An 11,741-nucleotide genomic window follows, 5' to 3' on the forward strand; every position below is an offset into this window, starting at 1 on the left:
AGAGTGATGTGTTTGAGGTAGTAAGAGCAGTTTTTCCTGATGATTTAAAGGATGTTCTTGATCTATACCGCGAGTATGTTAGTCGGACTTCGGTCGATCTTTCTTTTCAAGGTAACGATCAAGAATTTAATCAGCTACCTGAAAAATATAGCTCTGAAGAGTCAAAGATTTTTTTGCTGAAAAAAGACAGCAAACCTATTGAGTGTGCGGCATTTCGGAGGTTGGATGAAACTGTCTGTGAAATGAAGCGAGTTTATATTCGACCAAGCGCTCGTGGTAGCAATCTGGGGACCAAGCTGGTTGATAGAGTGTTGCAAGAGGCTGTTATCAGTGGATACAAGAAAATCTGTTTAGATGTTCTGCCTGAGTTCCAAACCGCCTTGAAATTATATAGGTCATATGGGTTTGTTGAGCATCCACCCGCAACGAACAACCCAGTTCAAGGAACACATTTTTTGGGCTTGAATTTAGAGCAGTATAACCAGGCATTGCAGCGGACGAGCCGCTGAATGCGCCGTTAGCTGGATTGATGTGGTTCCTTTTTGGTGGCTCGGTATCAGTGGCCTTGGTTCAGGTTTGGCAGCAAACCGGCGAGTTTCGGTGTTTGCCAAGGCCATCGAAATTGGTGGTCAGTTGGCAGCACAGCCGTTCAAAAGTGGCGACAGAAAATTGGGCGTTCTGTTTGTGGGGCTGTCCGGCGTAAGCAAGTTTTTGGCCTGCTAATCTGGCGTTCAGGTTCGACCGCCGCATCGGTTGCGGTGTTTTAGGACATTGTGCATCGGCGGATTTTGGTGCAAGGGCAGCGGCGGAGTAGGCTATCACTTTATGTGCCAGGGGCTGGGCTGTCAGTTACATCCAGCTAACAAATCGCAGCAGTACGCGGCCTACGGCCACCGGACGTCACTGACGTGCCGCCGCTGTGCTCAGCGTTAGCTGGATTGTTGTGGTGCCTTTTTGGTGGCTCGGTATCAGTGGCCTTGGCCCAGAGTTGGTAGCAAATCGGCGATTTTCGGTGCGTGCCAAGGCCGTCGTAATCAGTGGTCAGTTGGTAGTTTAGCGGTTCAACAGTGGTAACAGAAAATTGGGCGTTCTGTTTGTGGGGCTGTCCGGCGTAAGCAAGTTGTTGGTCTGCTAATCTGGCGTTCTGGTTCATTCGCCGCATCGGTTGCAGTGTTTTTGACACTGTGCATCTGTGGATCTTGGCATAAGGGCAGCAGCGGAATAGGCTATCGTTTTGAGTGCCGGGGGCCGGGCTGGCAGTTACACCCAGCTAACAAATCGCAGCAGTACGCGGCTTACGGCCGCCGGACGTCACCGACGTGCCGCCGCTGTGCTCAGCGTTAAAAATACAATTTATCAGAAGTAAGGAGTCTCAGTGAACAAAGGTATTGTCGCAGTTGCCGTAAGCTTGTTATTGGTGGGCTGTGCTGCCCAAACTCCAGAATACAGACTTGGCCAGTTTACGGCTGCGTCCAGTTTCAATGTCAGAAACCTTGACTACGATTCAACATCTGCAACGAGAGTTGAGGGAGAGGATTGCCATCAGGTGGGCCAGCAGCCAAATGACTCTCGTCTCCAGAGAGCGATGGATCAAGCAATCCAAAATGGTCAAGAACAGGGAATCACTGGTGACCTTTTGGTCAATGTAAGAATTGATCAGGTTCAGAAGAATAAGCCTGGCAACTTCTTTGGACTCCCCGTGGCTCACAATTGTATCCAAGTAGAGGGCGAGCTAGTCACTCTGCGTTGATTTTTAACAAGTCGCTCAAGTTCGTTCCCGGCCTGATGGCCGTCCACCGGATGCCCTTTTCAGGGCACCGTTTAGCTTTGCGTTAGCTGGGATGGCGCCACCTGAAAAGTGATACTATAGTGTCACTATCAAACTAATTCAGGGTAATTCCATGAAAGTTGAGCTAGTTACAAGCCTCAAGCGCCAAGCTGCGTAAACCGCTGAAGGTTGCCACCCATTCCACCTGAAGCCTGCCACCCGGACCGGCGCAAGGCTGCCACCCATCGGAGCGACGCGACGCGGGGGTTTCATTGTTACTCCGAAGCCGTGGTGCCCGTCAACTTTGCTTGTCGTTTTCGCATGGATTCACCCCTGAGGTTGATCTTGTAGGCGTTGTGAACCAGCCGATCCAGAATCGCATCCGCCAGAGTGGCGTCACCGATGACGTCATGCCATTCCTCGATAGGGAGTTGGCTGGTGGCGATGGTGGAACGACGGCCATACCGGTCTTCCAGCACTTCCAGCAAGTCTCTTCGGTTCTCTGCGCTCAGTTTCATGAGCCCCCAATCGTCCAGGATCAGTACATCGACTTTGGCGAGATTTGCTAGCAGTTTGGGGTACTGACCGTCTCCTTTAGCGATGGTCAGTTCTCGTAGCAGCCGGGTCAGGCGAACGTACTGGGCGGTGTAGCCTTCCCGGCAGGCTTTGTGCGCCAAGGCACAGGCCAGCCAGGTTTTGCCAACGCCGGTGGGGCCGGTGATGAGCACATTCAGGTGTTCCTTCACCCATTGGCAGCTTGCCAGGGATTGGATTAATCCCTTATCCAGGCCGCGTGAGTTCCGGTAATCCAGGTCTTCGAGAACGGCGGTGTGTCGCAGTCCAGCCCGGCGCAGCCGGCTGGTCAGGCGTCGGTTATCTCGTTCGGTCATCTCCCGGTCAACCAGCAGTCCAAGGCGTTCCTCGAAGCTCAATTCTGTGATGTCAGACGTGGCTGACTGATCAGCCAGTGCGGCGGCCATGCCGGTCAATTTGAGGGCATGGAGTTTGTCCAGAGTCGGATGTTTCAGCATGTCAGGTTCCCTCAGTGGTAGTAGGTTGGGCCGCGGATGTTGTCGTGGGTATCCGGTAAGGCCAGCTCTTGCTGTTCTTCCAGGGGCTTCTGGTCCAGGCGGTGTTTGAGAATGGATTCAATGCTTTTGTAGCGGCAGCTACCCAGCATTAAGGCGCGCTGGCAGGCGGCTTCCAGTCGTGCCTCGCCGTAGCTCTTGCCCAGCCGGAGAATGCCCAGGCAGGAGCGGTAGGCCTGCTGCGGGTGTTTGCGGGCAGCCAGGGCGGTGCGGATGAGTTTTTCTGTGGCGGGTCCGGTCTTGGCCTCCCAGGCAATCAGCCGTTCCGGCGACCACTCACCCGCCTGCCGATGGGATTCGGGCATGTGAGCGGCGACGGTGGTGTGTCGTCCTTTCTGATCAGAGCGACGGTGGCTGGCGATCCGGTTGCCCCGGTAAAAACACTCAATGGTGTTGTGGGTGATCCGGACCTCCACTTCCTTCTTGATCAGGGTGTAGGGTACCGAGTAGTAATGCCCGTCAACGGCTATGTGGTAGTCGATGTTAACCCGAGCCTTCTTCCACTCTGCGTAGACATACGGTTCTGCCGGTAGCGGCTGTAAAACGGACTTGTCCAGTTGTTCGAAGTGGTCACGCCGGCAGCCGGGCAACTTTCGGAAGGGGCGGCGATTGAGCTTCTCCAGCAGCTCACGGAGAGTGGCATTGAGCTGCCCGAGCGAGAAGTGCTGACGGTGGCGCAGCGCCGCCAGGATCCAGCGTTCGACGATCAACACACCGCCTTCTACCTTGGCTTTATCACGTGGCTTTCGGACCCGTGTAGGGACAACGGCCACGCCGTAATGGGCGGCCATGTCCTGGTAGGTCGGGTTGAGGTCTGGCTCGTAGCGGTGAGCTTTGGTGACACCGGATTTTAGGTTATCGGGGTTATGTTCCCAACTCCGTTATGTGCCGTTCACTGCGGAAGGCCTTGAAAGCACGGGGCGGAGCCCGTGCGAAGGGGCACATAACGATCACAGAGATTCGAGCCACTGCAGTAGCTCCGGATTGGTACGCCATACGGGCTTTCGGGGGGACGCCGCCGGAGAGTCCCAAGCAGGCTCGCAGGTGCGCACCGCATCCACCTTCATTCGGAGGGTGATTTCGGCGTATCTGTTGGTGGTCTCCAAACTGACGTGGCCAAGCCAGGCGCGGATGACATTCACCTCGACACCCGCCTCAAGCAAATGCACAGCCGTTGTGTGGCGCAAAACATGTGGCGAGATGTGCCGCACCGTGCCATCTGCGCCTTTTTTCACGACCTTGGCGGTATGACGCCTCACCACCTTGTAGATACCAAATCTGGTCAGCGGCGCACCGTTACGGGCCAAGAAGACGGCGTCCTCGGATTGGCGCCGTCGCCGATTATGCTCCAGCAAGCTCTGTAGCAGATTCGCCGTCTGCGTCCATAAAGGACAGGTACGCCATTTATCACCTTTACCATGCAGCCGCACTCGGGCTTCAGTGCCGAGGTCCAGATGCGTTGCGCGCAGATCCGCCGCCTCTTGTACCCGTGCCCCGGTATTGTAAAGGAAGCGAAGCAAGGCCTGGTCGCGCAGGGCCTGCGGGTGACCGGTGGGCAAGGCCGCGAACAGAGAATCGATCTCGTCGCGTTCGAGATACAGAGTCTCGCCTGGTGGTGAGCGTTTGACAGGGATGGAGCCAACTCGTTGAGCCTCCCCGAGCACACAGGGCTCACGATCGGCAAGATACTCGAAGAAGGTGTGCAGCGCCGCAAGACGCTGGTTGCGAGTCCGGACCCCATTACCACGTTGTTGTTCAAGGTTCTGCAGAAAATAACGCACCCGCTCACTGGTGAGATCAGCCAGTTCCAAACGGGTGATTCTGCAGCGCTTATCCTTTGCGATGAACTGGAGGAACAGGCGCAGACTTTCCTTGTAACTTCGGATACTGGCCGGACGCAGTCCCCGTTGGCACTTAAGGTGATCTTCCACGAAGGCAAAGAGCAAGCGCCCTAATTGATCGTTCATGATAGATCCTCCTCATCATGGGGAGTGGCGAAACGCTCAAAGCGCCGGTTTGCCTCCTGGAGTAACGCATCGGTGATGGTCAGATACCAAGCCGTCGATGCCGGGTCGGCATGCCCCATGAAGGTGGACAGGTGAAAAAGCCGTTGATTGGGATCCACGCCGGTGCGATACCAGCGCAGCAGGATTGCGACCGCGAACGAATGACGCAGACAATGCAGGTGGGGTTGGCGTACGCCGGGTGGCACGGACAGATTGAGCTCCGGCATCAAGTGGTGGAAGGTCTGACTGACCGTCTCTGTGCGCATCGGCTTGCGCACAGAAGTAGTGCTGAAAGAAAATACCGGATCCTCCGGTTGCCAGGCTCCGTACCGCCCAATGCCCAGTTGCAAATAGCCGGCAATCCGTTGCGTCATGAGCGGACCGAAGGGAACCAAACGCGTTTTGCCAAACTTGCTCTTGTCGATTATCAAAAGGTTGCGCTGGGAATCGACGTCGCAGTATCGAAGACGCACAATCTCGCCGACACGCAGGCCCAAACCGTACATCAACGAGAAGATCAGTGGGTAAACAACACCGCGGCCGGTTGCGCGTGGGTTGTCCGGAAGTTCTGATGCCAGCGCCAGAAGCCATTTTATCTGAGTCGGTTCAAACAGGAAGGGTTTAAGCTGGCAAGTGACCCGCCGAGGATGAGCCCGAACTGGGGAGTACGTCAGCCGCTCCTGAGCCACCTGCCAGGCAAAAAAGCAGCGGAGCACACCCAAAAGGTGATTGTAGCTGCGCGGGCGAGTGCGTGGCCGCGAAGCGAGAAAAGCCTCGATCAACGCCGGTTGCACTACCGCCGCATCGCTCACTCGTTCATCGATCAGGAACCGATCGAATAATCGCAAGGCCCGCTCTTCAGTATCGAATTTACGGCCAAGCGCTCGCTTGTAACTCAAGTAGGCAGAAAAATCCTTGCCCAGTGCACTGCAGAATGAGGCGTTCATGGCAGCAGCTCCTCGTGATCCAGCGCCACCGTGCGCAGAGTTTCCACATCCACCTTGGAATAGATACGGGTTGAGCTGGGGGATGCATGACCGACGTAATCGCCGATGACTTTGAGGTTGAACTCGGCATCGACCAGTCGCTGCACGCAAGTGTGTCGCAACGTGTGGGAACCCGGGCGACGAACATGAATACCCGCCTTGCGCAGGTATTGTGTCGCCTGGTTGGCCACGGTAACCGCCGTCACAGGTCGGATAGGTGCCACAACCCGGAAGAATAACCTACGCTCCTCCGTGTGTGGGCGCGCATTTTTTAAATAGTCGAGGATCGCTTCACCGACTACCGAAGAGAGAGGGTAGGCTGTGGTGTGGCCCGCCTTGCGCTGAGGCACCAACAGGCGTTCTCGCTTCCAGTCGATATGATCCAACGTCAATCCGGCCACCTCATGGCCGCGCAGTCCATAAGTGACGAGCAACAGCAGAATCGCGTAGTCACGCTTGCCAAGGGCACTGCGTCGATCAACAACATCGAGCATGCGCCGGACCTCGTCCCAGGAGATCGAGCGAGGAAGATCGGCCAACTGATACCGGCGCGGGGACTCAACGGTAGCGCCGAGATCGCGGTTGATCAGCCGCTCGCGGTACAAGTAACGCAGGAAGACCCGCAAGGAACTGCACAGCCCCGTCATGGAATGCTGGCTCAGGCGGCGCCCGCTCTCCACTATAAACGCGCTGAGTACAACTGGCGTGAGCTCGGACAACTGCAACAGATTGATCCGTGTCAGGTAGGCTTCCAGGTTACGCAGATAATGGCCGTAGTGCCGGAGGGACTTCTCACGCAGGCCCCGTTCATCACGCAGGTAAGCAAAGAAACTCGGCGCCTGATCCAGGAAGGGATCTTGACGGGTACGTCTACGGCCTCCGCCACGGAAATCGGGCAATATCAGGCAGAGCAATTGCTCGATCGGTGTTCGGGCTTCATTGGCCACCCACTGCTCTGCCTGGTATGCATTCTTGGCATGAATCTTTATCCAGTATTGGACATAGGACTCGACATGAGTTGGCAGCTCACTCCACTGAGTGGCTCCGTGATTACGAGCAAACTCACCAAACTGCCTCAGGATCGGGACTCGTCGCAAAACTGTCCGGGAGCGATACCCATTTCCAGCTAACCACTCGACATACTGCTCAATCGGTCCTCCGATCCAGGAAGCGCGAATCGCATCAATGGTATCGGGCTTAACGAAGTAATGTTCTAACATGACAATCTCCTTTCTACCGTGGTGGTAAGAAGATCATGCGCCAGAACGGAGCCTTTCGTTATGTGCCCGTTAGAAAGGGCGCCCCCTGTGATTTAGAGGCCTTCTGCGGGGAACGGAACATAACGGAGTTGGGAACATAACCCCGATTATGTGCCCGGGCACATAATCGGGGATTACCAGTTCAGGCACTCCCATGAGGAATTCGAAGACCCGGATGTGGGAGCCAATCCAGTCCGGCAGCTTCTGGCTCCAGGTGGCTTCGGCGTAGGTGTAATTGGAAGCGCCCATAACCGCCACAAAGATCTGCGCCTCGTGGATCTCTCCGGTGGTGCGGTCAATGACGGGCACGGTCTGGCCGGCGTAGTCCACGAACAGCTTCTCACCCGCTCGATGATCCTGACGCATCACCAAGTCCAGCTTGCCCTGCCAGGCCCGGTAGTGTTCGCAGAACCAGCTGTACTGATACCCCTCTGGGTTTGCCTGCCGGTACTCCTGCCAGAGCAGGAACAGAGTGACGTATTTACCCTTCAGTTCATCGTGAATCTGCTTCCAGTCCGGTATGCCCCGAACCTGAGCCGGCAAGTCTGGAGGGGGCGGGAACAACAGCTGCTCCAGCTGAGCCTCACCCAGATCCTCCGGCAATGGCCAGTTCAGACCGGCTTCGGCCAAACGCCGAAGATACTCGCTCACCGTGGGGCGGCTGACGCCGCAGGCCGCCGCAATCTGTCGATTACTTAGCCCTCGCTCCCATTTCAGGCGAAGGACTTCTTTGATCTTACGCATGGATAACCTCTTTGCTGGCATCTGATCTTCTCCGGATGAAAAGACTCAGAGTACCGTTAAGTTATCCCGCGTCGGGCGGTTTCGATGGGGCGGACCAGGCAACCTGCCGGGGTGGCAGCTTTGCCGTGGAATCAGTGGCAGCTTTCGCGTGGAATGGGTGGCAGGCTTCGTCTGGAATCAGTGGCAACCTTGGTCTGGAATACGCAGCCAAGCGACAAAAATTCTGGCAGACCTGCGTTTATCAAAAGAACCGGTACTGATTACAGAGCATGGCCAGCCGTCCGCTTATCTTGTTGATGTGAAGGATTACGAGTTTATGCAGCGCCGGCTGGAACTACTTGAAGGGCTCTCACGGGGAGAGCGTGCTGTACTGGAGGGAAGAACGTACAGCCAAAGCGAAGCCAGGGAGAAAATGAGTAAATGGCTGAAATAATCTGGACGGAGCCAGCTCTTCAAGAATTAGATTCTATTGCCGAGTACATTGCTCTGGATAATGTAGTTGCTGCAAGCGCTCTGGTTGAAAAAGTTTTTGAAAAAACGGAGCGCTTGGAAAACTTTCCGCAATCCGGCCGAACTCCACCTGAGCTACCCAATTCAATCTACAGGGAAGTTGTCGTGCCCCCTTGCCGTGTTTTCTACCGTGAAGAAGGGAGTCATGTGTTCATCCTCTATATTATGAGGGAGGAGCGGCAGCTTCGTGTTTACATGCTGGAAAACAGCTAACCAGACGCGGCACGCGGATGCCTTTGTCTCCGCTTCGCTGCGTCAAAGCCACCGGTGCGCTCAGCGTTAGCTGGATTGGTGTGGTTCTTTTTTGGTGGTTCGGCGGCAGTGGCCTTGGCCCTAGTACACTGTATAGTTTAAAACTTCGGATATAAACGCTTTAACTTGCGTCTTGCATCATTTGTACCGAATTGCCAGTCCACATTGGTTTGTCGGTTGTTCCTGTCTGTATTCCATGCAGCCACTTTAGTTCGCATCTTTTCAATACAATCAATTCGTCCTGCAAGACATTGTCGTTTCAAAACACTGAGTTCTATCTCTGCAATGTTCAGCCAACTCCCATGTTTTGGAGTGTAATGTATCTCAAGCCGGTCAGCCAAACGTTTGGCTTTTTCAGGTGGGAAAGCCGTGTATAACGAAGCCATATTGTGTGTATTCAAATTGTCCATAATAAAAATAACTTTTTCCGCATCTGGGTAACGCTCTTCCAGCATTTCCTTGGTAAAAAAGGCCCAGTCAATTCGCTTTCGTGTTGTAGTAATTTTTACTTTCCGCCGCCCTCCAAGTGGTTCTACCTCAATAAATATGTTTGCGACTCCTTTACGAACATATTCATCATCCATCAAAACAGGGTGCCCAGGAGCCAATGTCATCAACTTAAGACATTTCCCTAAAAATATCATATAATTAGAGCCCAACCATCAACGAGGAAATGCCCTATGGAGCACAATAAAAAAACAACGTTTGACAACCCAGCCGACATTCTTTCCGAAAATTGTACATAAAATAACCAGCTTACTGAGCTGCCCCGAGTTTATTGCCCAGCATCGCACCCATCCGAAGCACTTTACCCGCAAACGCCATTTGACCTTCCGCAATCTGATCCTGTTTCTGCTGAATCAGCCCAAAAGCGCCCTGCAAACCGAACTGGATGCCTTCTTTCAGGCGCTCAATGGCTCGGCCTTTGAAACCCAGGTGGTCACCGCACAAGCCTTCAGCAAAGCCCGCCAGAAGCTCAGCGCGTCAGTTTTTGAGGCTCTCAACAGCGCCCTGCAGGCCCAGATGGATGAGCTGGGGCTGCACAAGACCTGGCAGGGCCTGCGCCTGCTGGCCGTGGACGGCTCCAGCATGCACTTGCCGCTGGAAGACCCACTGGCCAGGCACTTTGGTACCCACAACGGGTTGCCGGTGGCCCGAGTGTCGGTCCTGCAAGACCTGCTGTCCAATCAGACTCTGCACACCCTCCTGATCACGCCGGATGTGGATGAGCGGGGCTGTGCCAGCATGCTCCTGACCACAGTCTGATTCTGTTTGATCGGGGCTATCCCGCGCACTGGCTCTTTGCCGAGCTACAGCGCTGTCAACAGCAATTCCTGATGCGCCTGACACTGACCCATTCCCGAGAAGTCCGCGCGTTTGTGGATTCTGGAAAAGACGACGACACCGTCTCAATGACGTGCCGGCACTGGTTATCCCGACAGGTCTGTAGGCAGTCCGGCGTTGATCCGGACACGGCCCTCCAGATCCGGTTGATCCGGGTGACGCTGCCCACCGGGGAAACGGAAGTGCTGGCCACCTCACTCCTGGACACCGGGGCCTTCCCCGCCGAGCTCTTTGCCGACCTGTACCAACGGCGCTGGGGCATCGAGACCGACTACCGCCGGCTTAAGCAAACCCTGACCTGGAAAACGTCAGTGGCCGGACGGTCTGTGCCGTACAGCAGGACATCCACGCCTGCCAACTGCTCAAGAACCTGGCCCTGCTGATGCAGGCCCTACAGCAGCCCGACATTGAGCGCAAAACCGCCCACCGAAAGCTGGCCTGGAAGGCGAACTTCACTCAGGGCGTGTCCCGGCTGAAGCATACCCTCGTCTCCTTGTTCGTGCGTCCCAGCCGCGAGGCCCTGGATAACCTGTGGCGCCTGTTGGGTAACAGCTTGAGTGCGGTGCGCCCCGGGCGAAGTAGCCCACGACGCCGAAAACGACTGGCCACCAAAGGCTGTGAAGGGTACAAGCCGACTCGCTGACCGACACCACCCCCCGGCGGCGTATAACAAGACTTCCTGACAGACTGTGCCGGCCACCGGTCGAATGGTTCTCGCCCTGAATAACGCTTAAACCGCTCTGACACACCGGCAAATACACCATTGACGGTCTTTGGCGCTGATTTCGGGTTAGGCTCTGATTTTAATCGCCTGTCGATTCAATAATAGGCTGTCTCACGATTGGTAATCTTGGTGACTCAGAGGATCATAATGGACTTCTGGGGCTTAAGTTGATGACATTGGCCCAGGAGCTGCTGGAATAGGTTCATGAACCTCGCCAATTAACTGCATGCTCGATTCGTCCATACAGACCACCGGAAATTTCGGATCATATGGCCGTGAATAGATATCAAGAACGTCCTCCATCGCCGCTACAAAAGCGGCATTCTCATCCGGTGGTATTTTCCAGTACTTGCTCAGGTGAGGCTTAAGTTCATTTTTTTTAGAGTGTTACATACCGTCATGGGGGAAACACTCGGTGCTATTTCCAATTCCACCACTTTCTCAGCCAGTAACCGTACGGTCCAACGCTTTCGGCCTTCCGGCGCTTGTGAACACGCCAATGCCAAAAGCCGGGCTTCAAACTCACCCCCAAACAGAATTTCTCGGGGAGGTGTTTCGCGTTTCTTCCGTTCGATGGCTGCGGTGAGACCCTCTTCAACAAATCTTTTTTTTAAATGTTCGAGACTTCGAGTCGTTCGCCCTAAGGCTTCAGCAACTCTTGCAACAACCCATTTAGGCCCATATTCTCCAGCATCAAGCAGTAGCAATGCGCGGGCAGATAAAACGGTTCGGGCGGCCCTTTTGCCCTTCGTTGAAATTGCCTCCAATTCTTTTCGTTCTTCTTTTGTCAGTGTCACCTTGTAACGTGGTGCCATATCGTCGTCCTCAATTGATGGTTGAGAACGAGTATAGCAAAATGCTATTAATTGCGAACTATTAAGATGTACAGTGTACTAGGTTCGTAGCAAAACCGCTAATTTTCAGTTACGCCAAGGCCGTCTGAGTCCGTAGTTAGTTTGGCCGCTCAATCGTTCACTGGCGTTGTCATAAAATTCGGTGTTCGCCGTGCGGGGCCTTCCACGGAAAATTGGTTCTGCGCCTGTTACTCTGAAGTTTAGGT

The 11,741-nt window shown here is 54.8% G+C and carries 10 protein-coding genes and 3 pseudogenes; 5 read left to right on the plus strand and 8 right to left on the minus strand.

Annotated elements, in window-relative coordinates:
* Positions 1-8 precede the first annotated feature (8 nt).
* Positions 9-509, plus strand: coding sequence for a GNAT family N-acetyltransferase (locus tag ATG98_RS08370; RefSeq protein ID WP_098422597.1), 501 nt, complete (start codon positions 9-11; stop codon positions 507-509).
* Positions 510-1,375: 866 nt separating this feature from the next.
* Positions 1,376-1,750: a hypothetical protein gene (locus ATG98_RS08385; RefSeq protein ID WP_098420634.1), complete on the plus strand. Its 375-nt coding sequence runs from the start codon at positions 1,376-1,378 to the stop codon at positions 1,748-1,750.
* Between the two features lie 293 nt (positions 1,751-2,043).
* On the opposite strand, the gene istB is transcribed toward ATG98_RS08385, so the two are convergent.
* The 6 genes and pseudogenes from istB to istA all read right to left on the minus strand — a co-directional run.
* Positions 2,044-2,799 carry an IS21-like element helper ATPase IstB gene (gene istB / locus ATG98_RS08390; RefSeq protein ID WP_098422599.1) on the minus strand — a complete coding sequence of 252 codons (756 nt, stop codon included), beginning with the start codon at positions 2,797-2,799 and terminating at the stop codon, positions 2,044-2,046.
* Positions 2,800-2,810: 11 nt separating this feature from the next.
* A pseudogene (locus ATG98_RS08395) lies at positions 2,811-3,719 on the minus strand (Mu transposase domain-containing protein); the annotation flags it as partial.
* 87 nt (positions 3,720-3,806) lie between these two features.
* Entirely contained in the window at positions 3,807-4,823 is a 1,017-nt protein-coding gene (locus ATG98_RS08400; RefSeq protein ID WP_098418647.1) for a tyrosine-type recombinase/integrase, read from the minus strand.
* Complete coding sequence (locus tag ATG98_RS08405) at positions 4,820-5,809, minus strand: tyrosine-type recombinase/integrase (RefSeq protein WP_098418646.1); 990 nt, start codon at positions 5,807-5,809, stop codon at positions 4,820-4,822. The genes ATG98_RS08400 and ATG98_RS08405 overlap by 4 nt, the downstream gene beginning before the upstream one ends.
* Positions 5,806-7,068, minus strand: coding sequence for a site-specific integrase (locus ATG98_RS08410; RefSeq protein WP_098418645.1), 1,263 nt, complete (start codon positions 7,066-7,068; stop codon positions 5,806-5,808). Before ATG98_RS08410 ends, ATG98_RS08405 begins: the two co-directional genes overlap by 4 nt.
* Before the next feature lie 165 nt (positions 7,069-7,233).
* Positions 7,234-7,872, minus strand: a pseudogene (istA, locus tag ATG98_RS08415) (IS21 family transposase); the annotation flags it as partial.
* Positions 7,873-8,050: 178 nt separating this feature from the next.
* Between istA and ATG98_RS08420 the strand changes: the two are divergent.
* Entirely contained in the window at positions 8,051-8,284 is a 234-nt protein-coding gene (locus ATG98_RS08420) for a type II toxin-antitoxin system Phd/YefM family antitoxin (protein WP_416376594.1), read from the plus strand.
* Positions 8,272-8,574: a type II toxin-antitoxin system RelE/ParE family toxin gene (locus ATG98_RS08425; RefSeq protein WP_098420636.1), complete on the plus strand. Its 303-nt coding sequence runs from the start codon at positions 8,272-8,274 to the stop codon at positions 8,572-8,574. Before ATG98_RS08420 ends, ATG98_RS08425 begins: the two co-directional genes overlap by 13 nt.
* A 137-nt stretch (positions 8,575-8,711) precedes the next feature.
* Here ATG98_RS08425 and ATG98_RS08430 read toward each other — a convergent pair whose 3' ends face one another.
* Positions 8,712-9,227, minus strand: a complete 516-nt coding sequence (locus ATG98_RS08430; protein ID WP_228706261.1) for a transposase — start codon at positions 9,225-9,227, stop codon at positions 8,712-8,714.
* Positions 9,228-9,318: 91 nt separating this feature from the next.
* On the opposite strand from ATG98_RS08430, the pseudogene ATG98_RS08435 reads away from it, so the two are divergent.
* A pseudogene (locus tag ATG98_RS08435) lies at positions 9,319-10,600 on the plus strand (IS4 family transposase).
* A gap of 434 nt (positions 10,601-11,034) precedes the next feature.
* Here the strand turns inward: ATG98_RS08435 and ATG98_RS08445 are convergent.
* Positions 11,035-11,496 (minus strand): helix-turn-helix domain-containing protein, encoded by a 462-nt coding sequence (locus ATG98_RS08445; RefSeq protein ID WP_018405070.1) that lies wholly within the window; start codon positions 11,494-11,496, stop codon positions 11,035-11,037.
* Positions 11,497-11,741 lie beyond the last annotated feature (245 nt).

The organism is Marinobacter sp. LV10R520-4, from assembly GCF_002563815.1.
Taxonomy (GTDB): Bacteria; Pseudomonadota; Gammaproteobacteria; order Pseudomonadales; family Oleiphilaceae; genus Marinobacter.

Coding starts and splice junctions, on each gene's coding strand:
- istB (WP_098422599.1), bottom strand. CDS start 2,799: ATGCTGAAACATCCGACTCTGGACAAACTCCATGCCCTCAAATTGACC.
- ATG98_RS08400 (WP_098418647.1), bottom strand. CDS start 4,823: ATGAACGATCAATTAGGGCGCTTGCTCTTTGCCTTCGTGGAAGATCAC.
- ATG98_RS08405 (WP_098418646.1), bottom strand. CDS start 5,809: ATGAACGCCTCATTCTGCAGTGCACTGGGCAAGGATTTTTCTGCCTAC.
- ATG98_RS08410 (WP_098418645.1), bottom strand. CDS start 7,068: ATGTTAGAACATTACTTCGTTAAGCCCGATACCATTGATGCGATTCGC.
- ATG98_RS08425 (WP_098420636.1), top strand. CDS start 8,272: ATGGCTGAAATAATCTGGACGGAGCCAGCTCTTCAAGAATTAGATTCT.
- ATG98_RS08430 (WP_228706261.1), bottom strand. CDS start 9,227: ATGACATTGGCTCCTGGGCACCCTGTTTTGATGGATGATGAATATGTT.
- ATG98_RS08445 (WP_018405070.1), bottom strand. CDS start 11,496: ATGGCACCACGTTACAAGGTGACACTGACAAAAGAAGAACGAAAAGAA.